26 protein-coding genes are annotated in these 23,171 nt (G+C 36.3%); 17 read left to right on the top strand and 9 right to left on the bottom strand.

What is annotated here, in order from left to right; genetic code table 11:
* Positions 1-37 precede the first annotated feature (37 nt).
* From DHW03_RS00595 to DHW03_RS00585, 3 genes are all read left to right on the top strand, one after another.
* Positions 38-2,113, top strand: a complete 2,076-nt coding sequence (locus DHW03_RS00595) for a hypothetical protein (RefSeq protein WP_133248474.1) — start codon at positions 38-40, stop codon at positions 2,111-2,113.
* 68 nt (positions 2,114-2,181) lie between these two features.
* Positions 2,182-3,588, top strand: coding sequence for a hypothetical protein (locus tag DHW03_RS00590; RefSeq protein WP_109923836.1), 1,407 nt, complete (start codon positions 2,182-2,184; stop codon positions 3,586-3,588).
* A gap of 151 nt (positions 3,589-3,739) precedes the next feature.
* On the top strand, positions 3,740-3,991 hold the full coding sequence (locus tag DHW03_RS00585; RefSeq protein WP_109923835.1) for a hypothetical protein: 252 nt from the start codon (positions 3,740-3,742) through the stop codon (positions 3,989-3,991).
* A gap of 25 nt (positions 3,992-4,016) precedes the next feature.
* Here the strand turns inward: DHW03_RS00585 and DHW03_RS00580 are convergent, their stop codons facing one another.
* The 4 genes from DHW03_RS00580 to DHW03_RS00565 form a co-directional block, all read right to left on the bottom strand.
* Positions 4,017-5,438 carry a Glu/Leu/Phe/Val family dehydrogenase gene (locus DHW03_RS00580; protein ID WP_109923834.1) on the bottom strand — a complete coding sequence of 474 codons (1,422 nt, stop codon included), beginning with the start codon at positions 5,436-5,438 and terminating at the stop codon, positions 4,017-4,019.
* A gap of 133 nt (positions 5,439-5,571) precedes the next feature.
* Positions 5,572-5,790, bottom strand: coding sequence for a CcmD family protein (locus DHW03_RS00575; protein ID WP_109923833.1), 219 nt, complete (start codon positions 5,788-5,790; stop codon positions 5,572-5,574).
* Positions 5,791-5,870: 80 nt separating this feature from the next.
* Positions 5,871-6,533, bottom strand: a complete 663-nt coding sequence (ccsA, locus tag DHW03_RS00570) for a cytochrome c biogenesis protein CcsA (RefSeq protein ID WP_109923832.1) — start codon at positions 6,531-6,533, stop codon at positions 5,871-5,873.
* A gap of 140 nt (positions 6,534-6,673) precedes the next feature.
* Complete coding sequence (locus DHW03_RS00565) at positions 6,674-7,345, bottom strand: heme exporter protein CcmB (RefSeq protein ID WP_109923831.1); 672 nt, start codon at positions 7,343-7,345, stop codon at positions 6,674-6,676.
* Positions 7,346-7,526: 181 nt separating this feature from the next.
* Here DHW03_RS00565 and DHW03_RS00560 point away from each other — a divergent pair, with 181 nt between their 5' ends.
* The 9 genes from DHW03_RS00560 to DHW03_RS00520 all read left to right on the top strand — a co-directional run bounded on the left by DHW03_RS00560 (position 7,527) and on the right by DHW03_RS00520 (position 15,309).
* Positions 7,527-8,006: a methylated-DNA--[protein]-cysteine S-methyltransferase gene (locus DHW03_RS00560; protein ID WP_109923830.1), complete on the top strand. Its 480-nt coding sequence runs from the start codon at positions 7,527-7,529 to the stop codon at positions 8,004-8,006.
* Between the two features lie 25 nt (positions 8,007-8,031).
* Positions 8,032-8,415, top strand: a complete 384-nt coding sequence (locus DHW03_RS00555) for a cupin domain-containing protein (RefSeq protein WP_109923829.1) — start codon at positions 8,032-8,034, stop codon at positions 8,413-8,415.
* 71 nt (positions 8,416-8,486) lie between these two features.
* Positions 8,487-8,840, top strand: coding sequence for an S-adenosylmethionine decarboxylase family protein (locus DHW03_RS00550; RefSeq protein WP_109924953.1), 354 nt, complete (start codon positions 8,487-8,489; stop codon positions 8,838-8,840).
* Positions 8,840-10,153: a DUF4178 domain-containing protein gene (locus DHW03_RS00545; protein WP_109923828.1), complete on the top strand. Its 1,314-nt coding sequence runs from the start codon at positions 8,840-8,842 to the stop codon at positions 10,151-10,153. The genes DHW03_RS00550 and DHW03_RS00545 overlap by 1 nt, the downstream gene beginning before the upstream one ends.
* Positions 10,154-10,336: 183 nt before the next feature.
* Positions 10,337-10,561 carry a DUF350 domain-containing protein gene (locus tag DHW03_RS00540; RefSeq protein ID WP_109923827.1) on the top strand — a complete coding sequence of 75 codons (225 nt, stop codon included), beginning with the start codon at positions 10,337-10,339 and terminating at the stop codon, positions 10,559-10,561.
* Position 10,562: 1 nt separating this feature from the next.
* A complete protein-coding gene (locus DHW03_RS00535) occupies positions 10,563-12,074 on the top strand; it encodes a polyamine aminopropyltransferase (protein ID WP_109923826.1) in 1,512 nt (503 codons plus the stop codon).
* Positions 12,052-13,704, top strand: coding sequence for an FAD-dependent oxidoreductase (locus DHW03_RS00530; RefSeq protein WP_109923825.1), 1,653 nt, complete (start codon positions 12,052-12,054; stop codon positions 13,702-13,704). Before DHW03_RS00535 ends, DHW03_RS00530 begins: the two co-directional genes overlap by 23 nt.
* Positions 13,697-14,755, top strand: coding sequence for a hypothetical protein (locus DHW03_RS00525; protein ID WP_240618436.1), 1,059 nt, complete (start codon positions 13,697-13,699; stop codon positions 14,753-14,755). The genes DHW03_RS00530 and DHW03_RS00525 overlap by 8 nt, the downstream gene beginning before the upstream one ends.
* A 50-nt stretch (positions 14,756-14,805) precedes the next feature.
* On the top strand, positions 14,806-15,309 hold the full coding sequence (locus DHW03_RS00520; RefSeq protein ID WP_109923823.1) for a lipocalin family protein: 504 nt from the start codon (positions 14,806-14,808) through the stop codon (positions 15,307-15,309).
* 1 nt (position 15,310) lies between these two features.
* Here DHW03_RS00520 and DHW03_RS00515 read toward each other — a convergent pair whose 3' ends face one another.
* The 4 genes from DHW03_RS00515 to DHW03_RS00500 form a co-directional block, all read right to left on the bottom strand.
* A complete protein-coding gene (locus tag DHW03_RS00515) occupies positions 15,311-15,709 on the bottom strand; it encodes a hypothetical protein (protein ID WP_109923822.1) in 399 nt (132 codons plus the stop codon).
* A 53-nt stretch (positions 15,710-15,762) separates the two neighbouring features.
* Positions 15,763-16,098, bottom strand: coding sequence for a gliding motility protein GldC (gene gldC / locus DHW03_RS00510; RefSeq protein WP_109923821.1), 336 nt, complete (start codon positions 16,096-16,098; stop codon positions 15,763-15,765).
* An 88-nt stretch (positions 16,099-16,186) separates the two neighbouring features.
* Positions 16,187-16,456, bottom strand: coding sequence for a hypothetical protein (locus tag DHW03_RS00505; RefSeq protein WP_109923820.1), 270 nt, complete (start codon positions 16,454-16,456; stop codon positions 16,187-16,189).
* Complete coding sequence (locus tag DHW03_RS00500; RefSeq protein WP_109923819.1) at positions 16,456-17,802, bottom strand: DEAD/DEAH box helicase; 1,347 nt, start codon at positions 17,800-17,802, stop codon at positions 16,456-16,458. The genes DHW03_RS00505 and DHW03_RS00500 overlap by 1 nt, the downstream gene beginning before the upstream one ends.
* Before the next feature lie 396 nt (positions 17,803-18,198).
* Between DHW03_RS00500 and DHW03_RS00495 the strand changes: the two genes are divergently transcribed.
* The 4 genes from DHW03_RS00495 to DHW03_RS00480 are packed head-to-tail and all read left to right on the top strand — an operon-like array spanning position 18,199 to position 21,107.
* On the top strand, positions 18,199-19,533 hold the full coding sequence (locus DHW03_RS00495; RefSeq protein WP_109923818.1) for a dihydroorotase: 1,335 nt from the start codon (positions 18,199-18,201) through the stop codon (positions 19,531-19,533).
* 33 nt (positions 19,534-19,566) lie between these two features.
* Positions 19,567-19,764, top strand: a complete 198-nt coding sequence (locus tag DHW03_RS00490) for a DUF2683 family protein (RefSeq protein ID WP_109923817.1) — start codon at positions 19,567-19,569, stop codon at positions 19,762-19,764.
* Complete coding sequence (locus DHW03_RS00485; RefSeq protein WP_109923816.1) at positions 19,755-20,015, top strand: Txe/YoeB family addiction module toxin; 261 nt, start codon at positions 19,755-19,757, stop codon at positions 20,013-20,015. Before DHW03_RS00490 ends, DHW03_RS00485 begins: the two co-directional genes overlap by 10 nt.
* A 3-nt stretch (positions 20,016-20,018) precedes the next feature.
* Positions 20,019-21,107, top strand: a complete 1,089-nt coding sequence (locus tag DHW03_RS00480; RefSeq protein ID WP_109923815.1) for a DUF3810 domain-containing protein — start codon at positions 20,019-20,021, stop codon at positions 21,105-21,107.
* A gap of 29 nt (positions 21,108-21,136) precedes the next feature.
* Here DHW03_RS00480 and miaE read toward each other — a convergent pair whose 3' ends face one another.
* Entirely contained in the window at positions 21,137-21,718 is a 582-nt protein-coding gene (gene miaE / locus DHW03_RS00475) for a tRNA-(ms[2]io[6]A)-hydroxylase (protein WP_109923814.1), read from the bottom strand.
* Positions 21,719-21,900: 182 nt separating this feature from the next.
* On the opposite strand from miaE, the gene DHW03_RS00470 reads away from it, so the two are divergent.
* Positions 21,901-23,130, top strand: a complete 1,230-nt coding sequence (locus DHW03_RS00470; protein ID WP_240618435.1) for a glycosyltransferase — start codon at positions 21,901-21,903, stop codon at positions 23,128-23,130.
* Positions 23,131-23,171 lie beyond the last annotated feature (41 nt).

Genomic DNA, 23,171 nt, shown 5'->3' with positions numbered 1-23,171 from the left:
CGTTGAGCAAAACTTCATCACCTTAAATTTATCAATAATGAAAAAAATTCTAATTGCGATCTCCCTAATTTTTATTTTCAATCTTGCTCATGCGCAAGATTTGGTGAAAAAAATTCCTGCTGATGCTTTCGCAGTAGCCACCATTAAAGGCGATAATGTTTTTAAATTAATGTTTGTTAAAGATTTTAATGAATCCTTTTTAGGCAAAAAGTTATTAACGCAAACTTCAAAATCTTTGGAAAAAGAATTCACCAGCATTGAAGACTTCGGGATTAACCTGAATAAAAACATGTACTATTTCAATCAGGTGAACGATAGCATTACCTACAATTGCTTTTTAATTCCGCTTCAAGATGCTTCAAAATTTGAAGGCTTGATTAACAACAAAAACGAGAAAATCAATACCGTTAACGGTATAAAAACAATGGTATTGCCAGACAGTACAGGTTTAATGAGATGGAATGATAATACACTCTATTTTGTTGCCGGAAGCATAAGGAGTTCATTTTTTGCCGATTCTGCAAAATCTGCACAGTATGGAATTAAAGATATCCGCTATCAAAATAGCTACAGCGAAGAGGCAGTTACAGATTCTGCTGTAGTCGATTCTACCTATTCTGCTGAGGATTACCCTGCAATACCCGATGTAGTGACCATAACAGAGCAACCTCTAAAAATACAGAAGAAAAACAGTACGCAAATCAAAAAGAAACACCATGCTGTTGCCGCAAAGCCATCTAAGAAGAAAAAAGCCAAGAAGAACACAGCAAAAAAAGCAACATACAAGAAAAAACCAGTACAGCCAAAAGAAGTAGAAATAGATAATTATGAAGCTGATACCGTTGCAAAACTGCCAATTGAGATGGAAACTTACACAACCGATTCAGTTGGCGAAAGCACTGGCAGCTACGATGAGTATCTTGATTATCAAAACAAACGAGCTGAACAGGAAGCAAAGAAAAAACGATTGGCCATAATTTGGATCAATGCCCAGGCTGATAAAATCTTTAACACCGAATACGAGTCCATTTCCAGTAATAAATCTTATGCATCAAGTTTAGATGACAAAGCCATCGCTGAGCTTTGGGTATCGAGTTTACAAAACGCATACAGTTCCATCGCCCCAGAATTTGGGACTTACGGTAAAGCCAATATCATGAAAGGTTATGGAAGCTTAACGGCTAAGCTTTTTATGGATCAAACCAGTTTCCGCATATCTACAGGCTTGGAATTGGCTCAAGAACAGGTAGATTCCTATAAAAAAATAATGAACAGAAAGTTAAATAAAGACTTTTTGAAATATGTAGATAGCGAAAAGGCAATTGGCTTTATGAGTTATTCAATTGATACCAAGGCATATTTAGAAGAATTTCCCAAACTTTTAAAGCAAGCTTACGGGCCTATTTTAGGCACCAAAATGGATGATGAAATGGATTTGGGAGCAGATTTATTGACATTGCTATTGGATGAAGAAGCGGTGAGCAAAGTAATTAAAGGCGATGCCTTATTTGTAGTAAATGGCTTAACTACAAAAGATGTAACCTATACCACTTACGATTACGATGAAGATTATAACCAAACAGAGGTAACCAAAACCAAAAAAGAAACGCTGCCAGACTTTATTTTCATGTTCTCTTCCGAGGATAACAGATTGATAAACAAGCTTATCAAATACGGAATTAATAAAAATCGTGTATCTGTGAATCAGAATATCTATAAAATTGAAGAGAAGAAAAGCCCAATTGATATTTACTTTATGGTTAAGGATGGCATTGTATTTTTCGGGAGTGCTTTTGACGAAATGCAGCGCATTAGCAACAATCAATTTCAAGGTGCCATTAGTAAACAACACAAAAGCTTATTAGCCAACAATAACTTTACCATGCTCTTCAATTCAAAAAACTTGGTCGGAAAAATTCCAGATGAAGAATTAGGTGGTGCCGAAAATGCACAGAAGCTGAACAGCACGCTAAGCAAAATGGGCAATCTTTACATTAAATCAAACCCAATAAAAGGAAATGTGGTTTCTGGAGAAATTAGTGCAGAAATTCCAAATGGACACGAAAATGCCTTAAAGTATTTGTTCTCCCTAATTGAAAACGCGTCTAAGTAAACATTAACCACGGAAATGCTGTTATCTAGCGGCTTTTCCGCGGTAAAATAGTTCTATAACAAAATCTAATGAAGAAATTCTTAATTGCATCAGCAACACTAATCATGTTGTTGCTGATTGCCTATTTTGCTTATTTTAAATACCGACAGATCCAGGCGAACCGCATTTTAATCCCATCCAATACCACTGCGGTAATCAAAATTAATGTTGATGAATTATTAAAAACGTTGGCAATAAGTTATCTGAAACATTCGAAAGAATATGATGCATCGAATGAAAAAAAACTTAAACAAAACATTACCGATTTAAAAACTGGGCTTGATATACCAGCAAGCATTTACCTCTATAGCCTTAACGGAAAAGATAAAACTACCTTCTTTACTACCTTCAAAATAAGCGACTCAGTTACATTTAAGCACTTTGTAGAAAAGGAAGTTTCTAAAAAACTAAGCAAAAAGTCGGCTAGTTATTTTCTATCAGGAGATTCTACACTGTCTATACGCTTCAATGGTGAAGCCGTTGCCTTAGCTTTTGCACCAAGAAAAGATGTCACAATAAATGACTTAACAGATGTTTTAAATTCTAAGAATGGGGTAAAAGTTGGAACAAGTGCTTTTGCTCAACTCACCAACCTTTCCGATCATGTTAGTTTTCAAAACAAGGAAAGTATAAGTAAAATGAACTTTGCAGATGGTAAGATTGAGTTTGGTAGTGAATTTACAAGTACAGCAATTGAGCCCGCATTAAAGCCCATGCACCGCATTTTGAGCCCAGAAAGTACCATGAGCCTTTGGGTAAATGCCAAATACAAAGCGGATTTAAAAGATGGCGCTCAAAAAGGAAGTGCGCCTACCCTTTCTCCCAGCCTATTAAAAAATTTTTATAAAGACTATATCGACGTGGAATGGCTAAACGCTATCAAACAGGTTGATACGGTAGTGGGTTACGAATACAATGATAATTTTGAGCGCGTAGAAAAAAAGATTCTGCAAGACAATATGGTACCCAATTTTGCCATTAATATGGATGCCGATGAGGTAGCAACTACCAATTATCTAGAAAAATATGGTTTTCTAAATTCAGCCACAGGCAAACTCCAGGCACCTTTAATACCTTTGTTTTCGTTTTACTTTAAAGCCAACCAGGGCCACATACAATTGAGCACCCTCAAAACAAAAAGCTTAACGGTTAAAAAGGAAGCATCAAATGATTTCTTTTATTTCAAACTAGATTTCACTAAACTAATTAACCAACAGCCATTTAATTTATTAAAAAGTAAGTTAAACATATTCAAAATAGTAGAAATTCGAGCGAGGGCTGAAGAAAAGGGTAAGATCAAGGTAAACTCGGAATTGACTTTCACAAACGAGAATGCAAATGCATTAATCCAAATCTTGAATTTAGCTGAAGGTGGATTAGGCAGTTTTTCGAACCCAAATTTGAATTTAAAAGTAATTCCTCCCAACCTTAAATAAGTAATTCGGAACGAATTGGTAGGTAGCCGCATTGACAAAAACAATTTATCTCTTATTCTCGAAACGAAGGGGCAGGAATGCTTGGCCGATGAAGCCCCGCCATACGCTGTAGCCCTCGTGAAAAAACGGGGCTGCCGCTTCTGTCGTGTTTATGGTTTACGGTCTGCCACCTCATTTATCTGTCCGCATCGGCCAAAATAAAAAACTATCTTTATTTCTTATTCTGGAAACGAACGGGCAGGAATACTTGGCCGATGAAGCCCCGCCATACGCTGTAGCCCTCGTGAAAAAATGGGGCCGTTACTTCTGTCGCGTTTATGGTTTATGGTCTGTAAATCAACCACGTGGACACGATGACATCGAACAAAAAATCCCTGCAAATGTACATCTGCAAGGATTTTAAGCCTAGTTTTTCAATTTTCAGCTTACTAAGGCCAAACGCCCAAATTCATATAAGAAACAGCAATTTTGTCGATAGAATTTACAAAAGCAGCAGTCCTTAGTGTTTGTGTGGCGGGTTTATTCATTCTGGTTTCACGAATTTCGTGGTAAGAATGAATCATGGTATCTTCTAAACCTGAGTTTACCAACTCCATTTCCGAAGCTCCTTTAACAATCATTAAGCGGTGTTCTGGAAGAATGGTTTTACCCGTTAGGTTTTCCAATGTTGCAATTAAATTCGCATTTGAATTGGCGGCGTAACGGTTTTCCATACGGCCAAATGCTACGTGAGAAAGGTTTTTCAACCATTCAAAATAAGAAACCGTAACACCACCTGCGTTACAGTACATATCTGGAATAATGATTCCACCCATTTCGGTAAAAATTGCTTCTGCCTCTGGCGTAGTTGGTCCGTTGGCCCCTTCAGCAATAATTTTTGCTTTAATGTTGCGAATGTTGTGTTCGGTAAATTGATTTTCAAGCGCTGCTGGAACAATGATATCACAATCCTGCTCCAAACCTTCCATCGAATTTTTAAAATCTTGAGCACCAGGAAAACCTAATATCGAACCTGTGTTTTTACGGTGCGCAAAAACCTCATCCACATTTAAGCCATTTGGGTTGTAAATTGCACCTTCATACTCACAAAGACCAACTATTGTTGCGCCAAACTCAGATAAGAATTTAGCAGAATGATAACCCACGTTACCTAAACCTTGTACAATAACTCTTTTATCGCCCAAACCAGCTTTCAAACCAATTTTAGCCATATCTTCAGCAACATCTACACACTCGCGTACGGCATAAGCAACACCACGCCCAGTAGCTTCCTTGCGTCCACGGATACCATGTAATGCAATTGGCTTGCCTGTTACACAACCTAAGGCATCTAACTGACCAGGGTTCATCGTCATGTAAGTATCTGCAATCCAACTCATTTCGCGCTCACCAGAACCATAATCTGGAGCAGGAACATCAATACCAGGACCGATAAAATTTTTCTTAATTAATTCTGTAGTATAACGGCGAGTGATGGTTTCTAACTCAGCAACGCTATATTGTTTGGTGTTAATTTTGATTCCACCTTTAGCACCACCAAAGGGAACATTTACGATGGCACATTTGTATGTCATTAAGGCTGCTAATGCCATAACTTCATCTTCATTTACCATTTCACTGTAACGAATACCGCCTTTTGTCGGACTCATGTGATGCGAGTGTTCTACACGCCAAGCATCTATTACTTCAAAACCGTTTCCACGGCGGATTGGAAATTGGAAACGATACACACTGTTACACGCTTTAATCTGGTTCAATAAACCTTCGGGGTGGTTGGTGAATTGAGCCGCACTGTCAAAGTTCTTGCATACATCTGCAAAAAACTTGTTCTCGTCTGCTAGATTAGCCATTATTTATTTTTTATGAATTAAGTATGCCACAAAATTGCCTAAAAAATCTGCATATATCCAAATGAAAAAACACTTAGTGTAAAGCCGACACCAATAGATTTTAGAGATTAAAATAGCTTTAAACGGTTTAAACTTAGGTTTTAGGTAAGTTTTCTTTTTCTATTTTTTTTAATCTTTTATCCAATGAGAACAGATAAGCGATTAAACCAAGCAGAATTATAACTATACAAACCACCACAACGTAAATTTTGCCATTACTTCGTAAAGCATCGGCCATTTCAACGCCATTATCTTGCGCAAATAGTTGCATCGCTACCATTGTGAATATTAAAGAGAGAAGTATTTTTTTCATCTGATGTTATGTATAAAGATAATGAAGCAGTTTGATTTGATATTTTAATCTTCGTAAAATCAATTTAGCTAAACTTAATTTTAGTTTTGTTGCTGTTTAACTTCTAGTGAACGTATTCTGAAACGGATGGTGTACACCCAATAGCCAATTAAAATCCAGCCCAGGCATGCAGGGTAGAAAACCATTCGCATACGGCTATCTAAATCGTAGCTGTTAAAGCCAGGATTTCCACCATTTCCTGGATGTAGAGAATCTTTCAATCGTGGCAATACAAAGAGTAAAACAACCATCATCGGGAAGGCGAAAATATTGTAAATGGCTGATATTTTGGCTCTTTTCTGTTCTTCATCTATCGCATTGCGAAGAATTAAATAAGCGAAGTACAGCAATATCGAAATGGCAGCAAAATTCTGTTTAGGATCGAAACTCCAAAACTGTCCCCAAGTATATTTGGCCCAAAAGGCGCCTGTAATTAAACCTAAAATCCCGAATATGATTCCAGCGTTTACACTTTCAACGGCTTTAATGTCATCTATTTCACTTTTTGTACTTAGCGATTTTACACTATAAAAAACAGAAATTGAAAACAATACAATCATGGCAAACCACATTGGAACATGGAAATATAAATTTCTGATTGTTTCATTTAAAATGGCGAGGTGTGGTACACCAAGAAGCAAACCCGCAATAGCAGTGTAAATAACCAATACCGAAGCCAAAATTTTCCACCAAGTTTTATTCATACATATATAGTTATTCAATTTAACAATTAGCTAATTAACTCATTAGCTGATTAGCTAATTAACCCATTAGCTCATTAACCCATTAGCTAATCAGCTAATTAACGCATTAGCTAATTGACTTAGCTCATTAACCCATCAAATCAATCTCTCCAAAGGTATGGAAATAACAATAAAGAGGTTGCAACGGTGATTACATTAACCACTAAAAGCATGGCAATCTCATCATAACTATTTTCCCAAGGTAAACCATCAACTGCATTTTTTGCTAACTTAATCAGTAATATCAATACAGGAATGATAATCGGGAAACTTAAAATCGCCATTAACATGCCACCATTTCCAGCCTTACTGGCTATTGCCGAAACCATCGTAAATACCGTTGAAAAACTAATGCTCCCAATAATTACCGCCACATAATACAATAGTAAATCGGGTGGAGAATAATCATTAAAAACCAAGGTATAAAACCCAAGTGCTACAGTAGTTAACACTAACATTAATAAGATGTTATAAACCGTTTTGGAAATTAAAACCGCAGCTGGGCTAGCTAAAATATAACTATACAATTGCTGACCCTTAGTTTCCTGTAAAAAACTTTTAGAAACGCCATTGATAGAAGCAAATAGCATGATGATCCAAAATAAAGCGTTCCAAACTAATTTATCATCCTTTCCAAGACTAACAAAAGACAAGTAACAGGTAAAAATTGTAGATACAACATAAAGCAAAACACCGTTTATGGTGTATTTTGAACGCCATTCTAAAACGACTTCTTTCTGGATTAAATATTTAACCTCTTTGGCCAGTTGCATAACCGCAAAGATACTTTTATTGATAAATAATGCGAGTGTAATTTGTTGGATTGTTGTAATTTTGCACAAAGTTCTCGGTATAGGTTAATCGTAATGCAGAAGAGCTTCTTTAATAAAATAGTTTCATGGGTAACTAAAATTTGTTTTTCTTGTAACCTCATTATACAATAGCTTTTACCGTATGACCTATGCTTCCGTTTTAGAAACACCCCTTGGCAAGTTAACCATCTTAGCTGATGATGATTTTGTAACTGAAGTTACTTTTACAGAGAAGAATATCGAAGATTTAACAGAAAGTGCCTTAACCAAAAATGTTGCAGACCAACTGAATGGCTACTTCGCAGGAACTTTACAAGAATTTAATTTCCCAATAAAACAAAAAGGAACTGATTTCCAGCAAGGGGTATGGCAAAACTTAACTAGAATTCCCTACGGAGAAACTACATCCTATGCGAAATTTTCTGAACATAATCCTCTAGCCATCAGAGCAATTGCTTCCGCAAACGGCAAAAACAGTATCGCTATTGTTATCCCCTGCCACCGCGTAATTGGCAGCAACGGAAAATTAGTTGGCTATGCCGGTGGCTTATGGCGCAAGCAATGGCTGTTACAACATGAACGTGATGTTGCCCAAAAAGGGCAAGCCGAATTAAAATTTTAAACCCGCCGATACCCGATTAAAAGTAATGAATAGCAATCAAGCCGAAGCCAAAAATTATTTAAGAGCCATCCGTTTAATTAATGTTGAAGCGGAAAAATGCGATTTTGAAATCGGACGACTACCCATTAAACAACACATCAACGCCAACTACTTTTTTGCGCAAACAGATGTTTCTCTACAAAATAGCCAACATCCTGCTCCCCGCAGGCAGTACGTAATTACTTTAAAAGGCAAACTGAAATTTACAGTAAGCAATGGCAATACCTTTATCATAGAACCTGGCATCATATTAATCGCCGATGATACAATGGGCCCTGGCCATAGTTGGGAGCTATTAGAAGGTGATGAATGGGAAAGATTGTACATTCCATTAGAAAGCGAGGATGACGATTACTTTGTAGCTGATTAACGATAAATTTATTGTTCCAAATCTTTTATGGTTTAAAAAAATTTATAATTTTGAGTTTACAAAACGCTCAAATGAACTATAATCCGGGGTTACACATTTTATCAGAGTTCACTTCTGATTGTAACGAACAACTTTCTTCTTTTAATGATTGCAAGACACTCTTCAACAATTTAATCATTGATAATGGTTTGGAAAAAGTTGGTGAGGTTTATCATAATTTTGCTGGTGGTGGCTTTACAGCCGTAATTTGTTTAACTGAATCACATTTATCAATCCATACCTGGCCCGAATTTAAATTAGCCACATTTGACGTTTTCTTATCAAACTACCAAAAAGACAATAGTGAAAAAGTAAAACAGATATATGAGGCTGTTTTACATTTTTTTGAGGGTAAGGAAATTAAGAAAACTGAGATTGTTCGTTAATGGAAGAACCAATCAAATCATTTTCATCACAATCAGAGACTATTGATTGTGCTGTATGCAAACAAACCATAACACTTCTTGATCCATCAAAAAGCGAATATGTGGTATGTGGTTCGTGCTTTTCTTATCTCCACATTATTGCAAACAACTATTCTCGTTTAAACAGGCAGCTTGTTAAACCAGAACAAAAGCCTGTATTAAAGATTGGTAGTACCGCTACTTTTCATAATGTTAACTTTAAATTAATTGCTTATCTTGAAAAAAAGGAGGCGGGATCAGATTATTGTTGGCGGGAATACATTTTAACGAGTAAAGATAGAGGCTACATTACTTTATCAGAATTTGACGGCCATTGGAACTTGATTGGCGGCAAAGACTTCCTAATAGACTATGAAGAGCCCACAGTGCAAGCACCATCTGTTTATTATAAGAACATAGAATACAGGCTCTTTAACAAATATACCCCAATTGTTACGGCTATGGTGGGGGAAGTTGACTGGGATGTTGTGAATGAAAAAATTAAAGCACAAGAATACATAGCACCTCCATTTATGGTTGTTGCCGAAACATCTGCAAATTACAGAAATAAAGATTACTATATAGGCGAATATCTTGAGCCAAAGGCCATTGCAGATGCATTTGGGATTGATGAGATTATTTTAACAGAAAGGATTGGAATTGGTGCTAATCAGCCATCTATTGCATACGACAGATTCAAATCAGCTTTGCAAATAACCGCGATTGCAATCGTTCTTGTTTTAATCATCCACCTTTTAATCGGGCTAGTAAAACCTGAGAAGGAACTTTTAAATAACGATTTCCTAATCAGCCACGATGAAAGACAGGATGTTAATGATTACAAGTCATTTATTACGCCTTCCTTTACTATAGACGACGAATCGTCTAATGTGGCTTTTGAAATCGCGACGACAGTAGATAATAATTGGCTGGAAACAACCATCGTTTTAGTTAACGAAAAGGATAACAGAACTTGGGAAGTGAGCAAAAGCATCGAATATTATCATGGCTATGAAGGTGGTGAGGGTTGGAGCGAAGGATCAACAAGAGAATCACTTCTTTTATCAGATATTCCCAAAGGAACATACCATTTAAATGTTTACCCATCCTCTGGCGATATCAATAGCAATAATCTATACATAAAAGCCACAGCCAACGTAACAATGTGGCGTAATACATTGATTACCATCTTACTACTATGCCTTTACCCAGCAGTTTGTTGGTACATGATGAGAAATTTCGAAAAGCGAAGATGGGATAACAGTGACTACTCACCATTTGTAAATGAAGATTAAATGAATATAAAACTGATTAAATATTACGCATTAGCCATTTGTATACTTATTGCCTTTTATAGTTATAGCGGTTTAAAAGGCCTGGCATTTTATAAAGATGATGTAGAAAAAAACACGGAGTTTACAGGAAACAAAAGTAACTCTGGCCACATAAATAGATTTTATCACAAATAAAAAAAGCATATGAGTTTAAATGAACTAATTAACATTAAGTACATCATTGCATCCTTGGTATATTCCACCTTAGGAATTGCGGTACTGTTTCTGGCTTTCTGGATTATAGAAAAAATTACCCCCGAAAACCTTTGGAAACAAATTTTAGAAAAGCAAAACATGGCCCTAGCTGTGGTTTTTGCTGCATTTATTATCGCTATAGCTATTATTATTAGCTCTGCCATACACAGTTAGCATGAATAGAAAGCTTCCAGCACTTTTATTAATTTCTGTATTTGTTGTTGCAACTTGTGGTTTAATTTACGAGCTAATTGCGGGCACACTGGCCAGTTATTTATTGGGTGATTCGGTTACCCAATTTTCAACCATAATTGGCGTGTACCTTTTTTCGATGGGTATAGGCTCTTGGATTTCCAAATATTTTGAAAAAAATATACTTTCATGGTTCATACAGATTGAAATATTAGTGGGTTTGGTGGGAGGCTTCAGCGCAACGATTTTGTTTTTGGTTTTTGAAAGCATTGCCTCCTTTCGGATGGTACTTTACGGATTTGTAAGTCTTACGGGAATTTTGGTCGGCTTAGAAATCCCTCTATTAATGCGAATCCTGAAAGACCGGTATGAATTTAAAGATTTGGTTTCAAAGGTTTTTACTTTCGATTACATCGGTGCATTGCTCGCCTCACTAATCTTCCCCCTATTGTTGATTCCACGTTTAGGCTTAGTTAAAACAGCATTTATGTTTGGCATGCTCAATGTTGTTGTAGCCTTAATTGTTTGTCTCAGTTTCAAAAAAGAGATTAAAGCTTCTAAATACTTACAAAGCGCTTCAATTTTGAGCTTAATGGCCTTGTTAATTGGCTTTGTTAATGCCGATTTAATAACAAGTCTTTCAGAGCGTCAAACCTATAGTGATACCATTATTTACTCAAAAAGCACGCCCTATCAGCGCATAATTTTAACAAAGAGAAACAGGGTTTTAAGACTTTTTTTAAATGGTAACTTGCAATTTAGTTCCGACGATGAATATCGATATCACGAGGCATTAATACATCCAGGACTCCAGGCTTTACCGTTTGCAAAGCATGTTTTAGTAATGGGTGGCGGCGATGGTTTAGCTGTAAGAGAAATTCTTAAATACCCTAATGTAAACGCTGTAACCTTGGTAGATTTAGATAAGGGAATGACAAGCCTTTTTAAATCTAACAAGATGCTTTTAGATATTAACAAAAACTCACTTTTATCGCCAAAAGTAAAAGTTATAAATGCTGATGCCTTTAGTTGGATTAAGGCACAGCATACAAAGTTCGATTTTATTGTAATTGATTTCCCAGACCCATCAAATTACGCAGTGGGAAAATTATACACAAATTCATTCTACAAATTGGTTAAAAACATTCTTGCACCGAAGGGATTGATGGTGGTTCAATCAACCTCACCTTATGTTGCACCGAAATCTTTTTGGACAGTTAATAAAACATTAGAAAGTGTTGGATTAAAAACGATTCCCTATCATAATTACGTGCCATCTTTCGGAGAGTGGGGTTATATCTTAGCTACTGAGCCCGATAACCCATATAAAAAACCTCAACAGTACCTGCCAGGGTTAAAATTTGTATCAAGGGAGAGCGTAAACTTAATGCTTTTCTTTCCGAAGGATATGAGTAAAGTAGAAACACAGATTAACAAATTAAACAATCAAATTTTGGTTAAATACTTTGAGGATGAGTGGGCAAACGTTTTATAAAGGCAGTTTAACCACCTATCTAAAAAGACGTTCTTTTTTATTAAGAGTCGGGTTAATTACAGGGGGAATTATCATAAATGGCTGTTTAAGGAAAATTAAATCCAAGTATGACATTACAGGAAACTTATCAGGCCCTAACTCAAAAGTTGGCCATCTTTTAAGGGATAAAAGCAACTTGCCAGATCCAACTGTTGTTAGGCAAGTGAAAACCTTAATTATTGGAAGTGGCATTTCAGGGCTATCAGCAGCAAGGTGGCTTCAAAAAAGTGGAGAAGAAGATTTCGAAATAATTGAATTGGAAAAACACCCAGGTGGAAATTCACATTTCGGGACGAACCAAGTTTCTTCCTATCCATTAGGCGCTCATTATATTACAGTTGCTAACAACGAGGATGAATTGTTAATCGATTTTCTGAAAGAAACTAATGTAATTACGCATTTCGAAAATGAAATACCCTATTACAACGACTATTTTTTAACTTTTGATCCAGAAGAGAGATTACTTATAAATGGGGAGTGGCAAGATGGCTTAATACCAGATTTTGGCCTGCCGGATAAAGACAAGCAACAAATTAAAGATTTTTTAGCATTGGCAACCAAGCTAAAAAACACAAAAGGCAGCGATGGAAAGTTTGTATTTAATATCCCAATCAGTTCATCTTCTACTGACCAACATTACAGGGATTTAGACAAAATAACATTTAAAAAGTATCTACAAGAACAGGGATATACTTCAAAATACTTGCTTTGGTATTTAAACTATGCGTGTAAGGATGATTATGGCCAACAATTGGATAAAATATCTGCATGGGCCGGATTGCATTATTTTTCATCTAGGAGAGGAACAGCTGTTAATGCAGAGCAGAATGCTGTTTTAACTTGGCCCGAAGGAAACGGTTGGCTAATGAAGCAACTCGCCCAAAAGCTTAGCAAACACATTAAAACATCTACGGTTTGTTGCGAAATAAATTACGCTACAAATGGAAACATCGTAGCAACAGTTTTTAACGCTTTATCTAACATTACTGAAAAAATTGAAGCCAAAAGCATAATTCTAGCATCGCCTCAATTCGTAAATAATCGCTTAATAAAAAATTTGCATAGACCAATAGATTATTCTCCATTCAATTACTCGCCATGGTTAATTGCAAATATTACCCTTAATCGATTACCACAATCAAAAGGGAGGGGCCTTTGCTGGGATAACGTAGCCTATGATACTCCATCGGTTGGCTATGTAAATTCAGCGCAACAACATCTGGAAATGTCTGATGATAAAAAGGTACTTACTTACTATCTACCGTTGTGCGATTTTGAACCAGCAGTAGCAAGGCTAGCCGCATATTCTAGAAATTATGAGCAATGGCTTGACATTGTAATTCCCGAATTGGAAATTATACATCCTGGCATCACCCAATCAATCGAAAAAATAGATTTTTGGGTATGGGGTCATGGTATGATTGCGCCAGGAAAAGACTTCATTTGGAGTGAAAATCTAGAAAAGGCAAGAACTTCACTTGAAGACAAAGTTTTTTTCGCACACAGCGATTTAAGCGGCATTTCTATTTTCGAGGAGGCTTTCCATCAAGGTATAAACGCAGCGAAACAGGTTCTAAATGCAAATGGTTAAAGAAAGACAGCCTTGGTTAAATTCTGCGTTAAGTGATGTTATTTTCATCCTATTGCCTCCGTTTTTGTCCCTCTTCATCGTATTTGTTTTCCCTGATAAATTTCAAAACTCAAAGGATTTTCCACTAGCCTATTGGGTAATTTTGATTGTTTTTATAGATGTTGTCCATGTTTATAGTACCTTATACAGAACGTATTTCAATAGTGAGAATCTAAAAAAGCAAAAGTCATTGCTGATCTTCACTCCAATAATATGCTACACAGTTGGGGTAATCATTTATCAATTTAATGGGTTGTGGTTTTGGCGTGTATTGGCATATTTAGCAGTTTACCACTTCATAAGGCAGCAATATGGATTTATGCGCCTGTATTCCCGAGCAGAACGACAGTCCTGGCTATTCGCCACGATAGATAAAATAGCTATTTATACGGCAACGGTTTATCCTTTGATTTACTGGCATCTTAGTGGCATCAGAAATTTTAATTGGTTTATCGATGGTGATTTCGTAAGCTATGAAAATGAAAGCCTGCTTAAAGTGTCAGTTTATGTATATGTTTCAATAATCCTTATCTACGTATTAAAGGAATTGAAGTTAATAATGATGGAGAAAAGATTTAATATCCCTAGAAACCTGGTTATCGTGGGGACATTTCTGTCTTGGTATTTTGGCATCGTTTACTTCAATGGAGATATGGCCTTTACAACATTAAACGTAGTCTCTCACGGGATTCCATATATGGCCCTAATTTGGTTTTTCGAAAAAAAGAAGCTTAAAAACAATACACTAAAATCCAAATTCGCCAAAATATGCTTTGGCAATCTAGGCCTGTTTTATTTCATTATTATTCTCATCGCTTTTGCCTATTTAGAAGAAGGGCTTTGGGACGGTTTTATCTGGAAAGAGCATCCAACAGTTTTTAAGCCATTTTCAGCATTACCAAGATTAACGGCAGAAGAATTATTATCCATAGTTGTTCCACTCCTAGCATTGCCTCAAGCTACCCATTACGTTCTTGATGGTTTGATCTGGAAAGCAAAAAACCAATTTTAAAAACTATTTATTTAATCGCATCGTAAATTATATCAAACCCAATTGATGTTATGAAAACGATTTGCGCCATTCTGTTTGTGTTATTAAGCTACTTGCCTGTGGAAAAAAATGCGCCCATATCCCATTTAGATTTAAAAAAGTACGCCGGAACATGGTATTCGTTATATTCCATTCCAACTATTTTTGACAAAGGAAGCAGAGAAACCACAACAAAATATACTTTAAACAAAGATGGCTTTTATGATGTACTCACCACCTATAAAAAGCCGGGCGACGAGAAAGTTTATTCTAGAAGCTCGAAAATGTTCCCGTCAGAAGAAGGAAACAACGGAGAATTACAAGCTCAATTCATTTGGCCGATAAAGATTGATTATTGGATCATTGAACTTGCCGATGACTATTCGTACGTGGTAGTGGGCCATCCAGACCATAAATTCCTTTTCATCATGAGTCGTAGCCATAGCCTTCCGAAGAAAACGCACGATGAAATTGTGGCGAGATGCAAAGCCAAAGGTTACGAAGTAAGCAAACTTACTTCGCAATTTAAAGGCTAGCTTATGATGTAATTTTCTGTCCGCGTTTTGTGCTGAAAAGCATAAATAAAACACCAACTAGGAGCACAATCCAACCCCATTGAAAGTGAACAACTTTACCGATTAGTTTATTTGCAAAACCATATTTCGTATAATTATGGGCTGTAAAGTAAACGGCAACCACGGCTAAAACATACCAAATAGCCATCACAAAACTCATAAACCTAAACGCACCAACTTTTCTGATAAATAGAAAAAGCACGCCTATGGCGATGAGTGCATAGGTAATCAAAAACAAGCGAGCATCAGATTGATACAAATTCCAGTTGCCTTTTATCGGAACTTTAAGCATGGGGCAAAACCCTGCTATTACGCACAAAAGAACACCCAACCAGGCATAAAATTTATTTAGAACTAACATTTGATTTTACGGATTTAGATTTTACAAAACAGGATTAGAAAGGCAAATGAAACCTATTGCCCTTCAATAATCCCCATTTTATCAGCAAAGTGGGCACAATAATCGCGAAGATCTTCTACAATTAATTTCTCGTTGGTTGCCTTCAAAAAAGTATCGCCCATGGTTTGTAGCGTTTCGTAGAAGAAACGTTTCATTTCATCAACTGGCATATCCTTCGTCCAAAGATCCAAACGCATAGAGTTTTTGTAGTTATGATCCCATAAGGCCAAAATCATGGCTTTAACAGGTACTTTGTCTGTGTTACCTGCATCTGTACTTTCCCAAAGTAAGTTTTCTGGGTTATTTTGATCGTCAAGCTCAACGGTGATTGTAATTTTTTCTTTTCTCATTGTAAAATAGATTTCGCAGATATGGGTGGTTATCTACCCCTTTTAAGGTTGCAAAGATGCTTAATTTTAAAATTAAATCAACTTTGAGTTAGGCAACTTTTTGTAATATTAGCATCAAGATTGCAGCAATTAAAATAAATACAAGCTCAACAACCCATATTCGCTTTAAATTTTTAAAACTGAAGCGGAAAATTAAATCGGTTATAAAGGTTACCACAATCAGGCAAACTAGGATAAGTTTGTAAAATGCCCCCATATCAAAGGGTTTACCAGCAGGTTTTGTTTGGAAGATACTTACCGCTAAAAATGCAAAGGCAATCGAGGTGATGATATTTAAGGGGGTAATCCTGAATTTCATTATTTTTTCTTATCGAATTTCTTACCTTTCTTAAATCGCTTTATTTCTTTTCCGGCTTTAGCCTTCGCTTTTTCCCGCTCCTTTTTCTCTATCGAGGCCGCATGTTTTTTCTCGTGGAAAGCCCCTTTAAAATCGGGATCTTCTTTACGTTTCTGCAAATCAATCTCTTTGGCAATATATTGGCGTTCTTCGTAAGGCGTTTCATCAATAAAAACACCTTCTGGTATTTCCACAACGGGAATATACTGTCGAATTAACTTTTCAATTTTACGGATGTAGTATTTTTCGGCATCGGTAGCGAAGGTAATTGCATCACCTTTAGAAAAAGCCCGGCCTGTTCTACCAATCCTGTGCACATAATCTTCAATGATAATCGGTACATCGAAATTAATGACGTGGCTAACATCACTAACATCTATGCCCCTACTAGCCACATCTGTAGCAACCAGAACTCTAATACTACCCTCTTTAAAACTATTAATAGAGTTTATTCGAGTGTTTTGACCTTTATTTGCGTGTATAACCCTAACGTTTTCAGCACCATATCTTCTTTCAATAAAACTATAGATATTATCCGAAACGGTTTTGGTTTTACAAAAGATAATTAAACGATTAAAGGTTTCATCGTTCTTCAGTAAATGTTGAAGCAGATTGATTTTCGTTTTAAAATTTGGCACATAATACAATGCCTGTGTAACATTTGCTGCTGGGGTAGCCTGCGCAGAGGCTTCAATTACCAATGGATTATTTAGAAAATCTCCAGCTATCTTTTGCACCAAATCGCTCATGGTAGCAGAAAAAAGCAGATTTTGACGTTTACGAGGCACCACTTCCAAAATTCTATGGATGGAACCAATAAAGCCCATATCCATCATTTTATCGGCCTCATCTAAAACCAAAAATTTAAGGCTTTGTGTATTAATATCCCCTGCCAAATATAAATCAAGGAATCTGCCAGGTGTTGCAATCAAAATATCAATGCCTTTGGAAATCTGCTCTTTTTGGGTTTTAGGACCAATTCCGCCAAAAATTACCAGTGATCGTAAATCGGTATAGGTAGAGAATAGTTTAACCTGTTCTGCAATTTGCATGGCCAGTTCTCGCGTTGGAGATAGAATTAATGCTCTTGGGTTATCGCCCTGTGCGTATTTTAATTGCATTAAAATTGGCAATACAAAGGCGGCAGTTTTACCTGTTCCGGTTTCTGCGATTCCAAAAATATCCTGCCCAGAAAGTACAGGCGCAATTGCCTTTTCCTGAATTGGAGTGGCTACAGTATAACCTGCATCGGCAACTGCATTTAATATTTGCCTATTTAACTTAAATTCTTCAAACGATTTTGCCATAGCGCACAAAGATAGTGATTAAGGTTGAAGGTTTGCAGATGTAGGTAGAGGCTTAACTGCAATTGTACAATCCATCACACCCAACAATTATATTAAACCCACGCAAACAAAATTCCCTTAAAACTCAACTCTTGGCAATCAATATACATTCTCATTACCTATTACTCAATATTTAATACTCGCTACTTCATACTTGATACTTAATACTTCATACTTAATACCTAATACTTGATACCTAATACTTGATACTTCATACCTGATACTTAATACCTAATACTTAACACCTGATACCTAATACTCAATACTCCATACCTGCTACTCCATACCTCCAACTTTCTACTCAATACTTCCATCCCAATACCTCCTACTCCACACTAATTTACTACCTTTGAAACCATGAACACATATCTGATAAAAGGGGCTACAATCGTTAATGAAGGGCAAAAAACGGTTGCTGATGTTTTAATTAAAGATGGTTTGATTTTTAAAATTGGCCAAAATCTATCTGCTCCCGAAGCTCAAGAAATTAATGGTGATGGACAATACCTTTTACCTGGAATGATTGATGATCAAGTTCATTTTCGCGAACCTGGATTAACCGATAAAGGTGATATTTTTACCGAAAGTATGGCTGCTGTGGTAGGCGGTATTACCTCTTTTATGGAAATGCCCAATACCGTTCCAAATACCTTAACGCAGAAACTATTGGCAGATAAATATGCCATTGCTGCAGAAACATCTTTAGCCAATTATTCTTTTTACATGGGTGCCAGCAACGATAATTTGGAGGAAGTGTTGAAAACAGACTCCAGAAATGTTTGCGGAATAAAGGTTTTTATGGGATCATCCACTGGTAACATGTTGGTTGACAATGAAAAAACACTGGAAAATATTTTTAGCAAGGCACCAATATTGGTCGCCACGCATTGCGAAGATGAACAAACCATCAGGGAGAACTTAGCGAAATTTAAAGCAAACTATGGCGACGATTTGACGATAGATATGCACCCCTTAATTAGAAGTGCTGAAGCCTGTTACAAATCATCATCTTTAGCTGTTGAATTAGCCAAACAATATCAAACTCGCCTGCACATTTTACACATCTCAACAGCCAGAGAAATTGCCTTATTCGACAATACCCTTCCATTAAAAGATAAAAAAATTACGGCTGAAGCCTGTGTGCATCATTTGTGGTTTAACGATCAAGATTATGCAACGAAAGGAAATTTCATTAAGTGGAATCCAGCGGTAAAAACCGAAGAAGATCAAAATGGGATATTGCAAGCCGTATTGGATAATCACATTGATGTAATAGCTACCGATCATGCACCGCACACTTTAGCAGAAAAGCAACAGTCTTATAGCAAAGCTCCATCTGGTGGCCCCTTAGTACAGCATGCCTTACCTGCCTTGTTAGAAATGCATTTGCAGGGAAAGATATCCTTAGAAAAAATCGTCGAGAAAACTGCCCATAACGTGGCAACTTGTTTTAACGTTGAAAAAAGAGGATTTATTCGTGAAGGATATTGGGCAGACTTGGTTTTAGTGAATTTAAACGATCCCTTTAAAGTAACCAAGCTTAATGTTTTTTATAAATGTGGTTGGTCGCCCTTTGAAGGTGATACTTTTCAATCGAGCATTACGCACACATTTGTTTCAGGGAATCTAGCTTATCAAAATGGCAAATTCACAACAGATCAGATTGGCAAGCGACTTACTTTTGCAAGATAGATTTGTTATATTTGTTATTTAAGTATTAGCAGTATGGAAACTTTAATCGCTCATCCAAAAAACAAAGAACAAGCCACCGCTTTAAAAGCTGTGATGAAGGTCTTAGAAATTGATTTCGAAACGGAAGAAAGCCAGTATAATCCGGATTTTGTAGACGCTGTTTTGCAATCAAAAGAAGATATCAAAAATGGCAAGGGCGTAAAAATTGCTGTTGATGATTTATGGAAATAATATTTTCACCAAAAGCAGTTGAGCATTTAAGTTATTGGAAAAAATCAGGCAACAAACCCATTCAGAAAAAAATCGAACAATTGATTAAAGCAATTCAAGAAAATCCATTTGAAGGGATTGGGAAACCAGAACAGCTAAAGCATGAACTTACTGGGTATTGGTCAAGAAGAATAAATGAAGAACATAGAATTATTTACGATGTGGTAGATGATGTTTTAAATATTTATTCTCTAAGAGGTCACTATAACTAATTGATGATAACCCGTACACCTTTAAGTAAATCTATTATTTTAGCTGGTGTATCCATTCTAATTTTTCTATTTGGCTTATCTCCAAGCCTCGTTCAAAAATACTATTCATCTAGCGTGTATCCGCTTGTTTCTGCCAGCTTGAGGTGGGTTTCATCTATCTTTCCTTTTGCAATCGGCGATGTAATTTATGTGCTACTCGTCTCCTTCGTACTTTATAATATTTTCAGATTTTTTCAAAAACTTAAACGAAAACAACTACAAAAATCAGATAGAATTACCCTTCCGCTTCAAATTTTAAATTTCTTTTTAATTCTGAACATCATTTTCAAATTGTTTTGGGGTTTAAATTATCGCCGGCCGAGCGTAAGTGAAGAACTTGGAATTGGAAATAAAAAATATAATACTAAAGAATTGGCGATGTTGGCTAATTACTTTGTAAAAAAGACAAATGATCTTAAAGCACAAGTGATTAGGGCAGGTAAAACACCAATTTATACCATTCAGGAGCTGGAATCTTTGTCAGCATCAGCATACCAGATTAAAGAAAATCAAAATCTAGTATTCAAGTATGCAAACCCTTGCGTTAAACCTGTATTAAACAGTTGGTTAATAAGTAAAGTAGGTATTGAGGGCTACTATGCACCATTAAGTGGTGAGGCCAATATCAACATGAACTTACCCGACTTTGTTCGTCCGTATGTTACCTGCCACGAAATTGCCCACCAACTGGGAATAGCTTATGAAGATGAAGCAAATCTTTTAGGCTACTTAACCGCAAGCAACAGTCTCAATATTTATTATCGTTATTCTGCCAATTACGAAATGCTGAGGTATATTTTATTCGAAATCAGAATGAAATCGCCCGATGATTACAAACCCCTTCACGATAAATTATTACCAGAAGTTTTGGCCGATTTCAAAATCGAGAAAGAATTTTGGCGTAAATACAACGGGGATATGTTTGGATATATGGATGCTGCTTTCGATCGCTTTTTAAAATTGAACAACCAGAAAAAAGGAACAGACAGCTACCAGGATATTGTAATTTGGCTTTGGAATATTCACGAAAACGAAATAATTTCTAAAAGTTGAAGAAATAAAAATCGGAACATTGAAAGAATTTAGCCATGGATGGCTTCTTTATTGCCATAACGCTGTATCAGTTCGCTTTCAAAATCTAACCACTCTTTCCAACGTTTCTCTACATCAACATCAACGGTATATTTTCTGGCAAAGTTTAAAAAAGTGGTATAATGACCAGCTTCAGAAACCATTAATTCGTGGTAAAACTTGGCCAACTCTTTATCTTGAATATTTTGTGATAATACCCTAAAACGCTCGCAGCTTCGGGCTTCAATCATAGCTGCAAATAAAAGTCGGTCAATAAAAGATTGATTTCTACTTCCGTCTTTCTTACTAAACTTAACCAATTGCCCAACATAATCATCCTTACGCTCTCTAGTTAAGGTATATCCCCTTTGTTTAATAATGTTTATAACCATTTGAAAATGTTGCATTTCTTCAATGGCGATTGCAGTTAATTCTTCCACCAAATCTTGGTGTTCAGAATTTTGAGTAATCAAAGTTATGGCGTTTGTTGCGGCCTTTTGTTCGCACCAAGCATGATCAGACAAAATCTCTTCTAAATTAGATTCGGCAATATTTGCCCAGCGCGGGTCTGTCAACAATTTTAATCCTAGCATTGGTTTGGTAATTAAATCGCAAAATTAAGAATTTCTTGCAGATAGAGATAGATTAAAAATCAATAGCCTTCTACAATTAAAAAAGGGATTTATTTTATTGTTCAAGCAGATTAAAGCGTTGCCAACAATCAAAATCACTTTTATAAGCCCAAAAACAAAAAAAGCGCTTATTTTGCAGAGAAGTGAAAAAGGATTCAAAAAAATTATTGGTTATTGGATTGGTTTGGCCAGAACCGACCTCCTCCGCTGCAGGCACCAGAATGATTCAACTAATTGATTTATTTTTGGACAGAGGATATGAAATTACTTTTGCCACAGCCGCATCAAAAAGCGATTTTAGCTACGATTTTTCCAACACAGTCGTAACAGAGCAAGAAATTAAACTCAATGATGAAAGCTTTGATTCATTTTTAAGCACGCTCCATCCATCCATCGTATTGTTCGATCGATTTATGATTGAAGAACAATATGGTTGGCGAGTGAAAAATGAATGCCCGGAAGCGCTTTTAATTTTAGATACGGAAGACTTACATTTTCTACGCCAAGCAAGACAGAAAAGCAAGAAGCAACAAAAATCTATAGAACTATTCTCAGACACGGCAAAAAGAGAGCTTGCATCTATTCTTCGTTGTGATTTATCGCTTATCATTTCGGAAGAAGAAATGAAAATTTTGACCGAACAATTTAAAATAGATGCTTCCTTGATTTATTATTTGCCTTTTTTAGAATCGGCAATTACCACAGAAACTACTCAAAATTGGGTTTCTTTTGAAGATCGAGCAGGCTTAGCATTTATTGGAAACTTTATCCACGAACCAAATTGGGACACCGTTCAATTGCTTAAATCGACAGTTTGGCCTGCCTTGCGTACAAAACTTCCCAACGTAAGCTTAAACATTTATGGTGCCTATGTATCGCCAAAAGTATTGCAGCTAGCCAATGAAAGGGAAAACTTCAACATAAAAGGCCGTGCTAAAGATGCTAGAGAAACGCTCTCAAAACACAAAATTTTGATTGCCCCAATACAATTCGGAGCGGGACTTAAAGGAAAGTTTATTGATGCCATACACGTTGGAACCCCTTCTGCAACAACATCCATGGGCGCTGAAGCCATGAGAGGCGACTTAAACTGGAATGGGATTATTGAAGATGATTTAGATCGATTTGTTGATGGTACGGTAAAATTATATCAGGATAAAGCATTATGGCAAAAAGCGCAACAAAACGGCATCAAAATCCTGAATGAGCGCTATTCCAAAGAAAAATTTGCGCAACCATTTATCAACCATGTTGAAAGTATAGATTTATCTGTGCACAGACAAAACAATTTTTTCGGTCAAATTTTAAATCACCACACTACACAAAGCACCAAATACTTCTCTTTATGGATTCAAGAAAAAAATAAAAAATAATTTCATTATAGCGCTCATTCTTAGCTCAAAGCATAAAAAAA

It is taken from the genome of Pedobacter yonginensis (genome assembly GCF_003173595.1).
Lineage (GTDB): Bacteria > Bacteroidota > Bacteroidia > Sphingobacteriales > Sphingobacteriaceae > Pedobacter > Pedobacter yonginense.
This window is presented reverse-complemented; position numbering and strand designations above follow the sequence as displayed.

Excerpts from the sequence above, each read along its gene's own strand:
- DHW03_RS00480 (WP_109923815.1), top strand. The coding sequence starts at position 20,019 with ATGATAACCCGTACACCTTTAAGTAAATCTATTATTTTAGCTGGTGTA.
- DHW03_RS00580 (WP_109923834.1), bottom strand. The coding sequence starts at position 5,438 with ATGGCTAATCTAGCAGACGAGAACAAGTTTTTTGCAGATGTATGCAAG.
- DHW03_RS00585 (WP_109923835.1), top strand. The coding sequence starts at position 3,740 with ATGGTTTACGGTCTGCCACCTCATTTATCTGTCCGCATCGGCCAAAAT.
- DHW03_RS00595 (WP_133248474.1), top strand. The coding sequence starts at position 38 with ATGAAAAAAATTCTAATTGCGATCTCCCTAATTTTTATTTTCAATCTT.
- DHW03_RS00590 (WP_109923836.1), top strand. The coding sequence starts at position 2,182 with ATGAAGAAATTCTTAATTGCATCAGCAACACTAATCATGTTGTTGCTG.
- DHW03_RS00575 (WP_109923833.1), bottom strand. The coding sequence starts at position 5,790 with ATGAAAAAAATACTTCTCTCTTTAATATTCACAATGGTAGCGATGCAA.
- DHW03_RS00555 (WP_109923829.1), top strand. The coding sequence starts at position 8,032 with ATGAATAGCAATCAAGCCGAAGCCAAAAATTATTTAAGAGCCATCCGT.
- ccsA (WP_109923832.1), bottom strand. The coding sequence starts at position 6,533 with ATGAATAAAACTTGGTGGAAAATTTTGGCTTCGGTATTGGTTATTTAC.
- gldC (WP_109923821.1), bottom strand. The coding sequence starts at position 16,098 with ATGAGAAAAGAAAAAATTACAATCACCGTTGAGCTTGACGATCAAAAT.
- DHW03_RS00560 (WP_109923830.1), top strand. The coding sequence starts at position 7,527 with ATGACCTATGCTTCCGTTTTAGAAACACCCCTTGGCAAGTTAACCATC.
- DHW03_RS00515 (WP_109923822.1), bottom strand. The coding sequence starts at position 15,709 with ATGTTAGTTCTAAATAAATTTTATGCCTGGTTGGGTGTTCTTTTGTGC.
- DHW03_RS00540 (WP_109923827.1), top strand. The coding sequence starts at position 10,337 with ATGAGTTTAAATGAACTAATTAACATTAAGTACATCATTGCATCCTTG.
- DHW03_RS00535 (WP_109923826.1), top strand. The coding sequence starts at position 10,563 with ATGAATAGAAAGCTTCCAGCACTTTTATTAATTTCTGTATTTGTTGTT.
- DHW03_RS00550 (WP_109924953.1), top strand. The coding sequence starts at position 8,487 with ATGAACTATAATCCGGGGTTACACATTTTATCAGAGTTCACTTCTGAT.
- DHW03_RS00500 (WP_109923819.1), bottom strand. The coding sequence starts at position 17,802 with ATGGCAAAATCGTTTGAAGAATTTAAGTTAAATAGGCAAATATTAAAT.
- DHW03_RS00485 (WP_109923816.1), top strand. The coding sequence starts at position 19,755 with ATGGAAATAATATTTTCACCAAAAGCAGTTGAGCATTTAAGTTATTGG.
- miaE (WP_109923814.1), bottom strand. The coding sequence starts at position 21,718 with ATGCTAGGATTAAAATTGTTGACAGACCCGCGCTGGGCAAATATTGCC.
- DHW03_RS00505 (WP_109923820.1), bottom strand. The coding sequence starts at position 16,456 with ATGAAATTCAGGATTACCCCCTTAAATATCATCACCTCGATTGCCTTT.
- DHW03_RS00525 (WP_240618436.1), top strand. The coding sequence starts at position 13,697 with ATGGTTAAAGAAAGACAGCCTTGGTTAAATTCTGCGTTAAGTGATGTT.
- DHW03_RS00545 (WP_109923828.1), top strand. The coding sequence starts at position 8,840 with ATGGAAGAACCAATCAAATCATTTTCATCACAATCAGAGACTATTGAT.
- DHW03_RS00530 (WP_109923825.1), top strand. The coding sequence starts at position 12,052 with ATGAGTGGGCAAACGTTTTATAAAGGCAGTTTAACCACCTATCTAAAA.
- DHW03_RS00565 (WP_109923831.1), bottom strand. The coding sequence starts at position 7,345 with ATGCAACTGGCCAAAGAGGTTAAATATTTAATCCAGAAAGAAGTCGTT.
- DHW03_RS00520 (WP_109923823.1), top strand. The coding sequence starts at position 14,806 with ATGAAAACGATTTGCGCCATTCTGTTTGTGTTATTAAGCTACTTGCCT.
- DHW03_RS00490 (WP_109923817.1), top strand. The coding sequence starts at position 19,567 with ATGGAAACTTTAATCGCTCATCCAAAAAACAAAGAACAAGCCACCGCT.
- DHW03_RS00495 (WP_109923818.1), top strand. The coding sequence starts at position 18,199 with ATGAACACATATCTGATAAAAGGGGCTACAATCGTTAATGAAGGGCAA.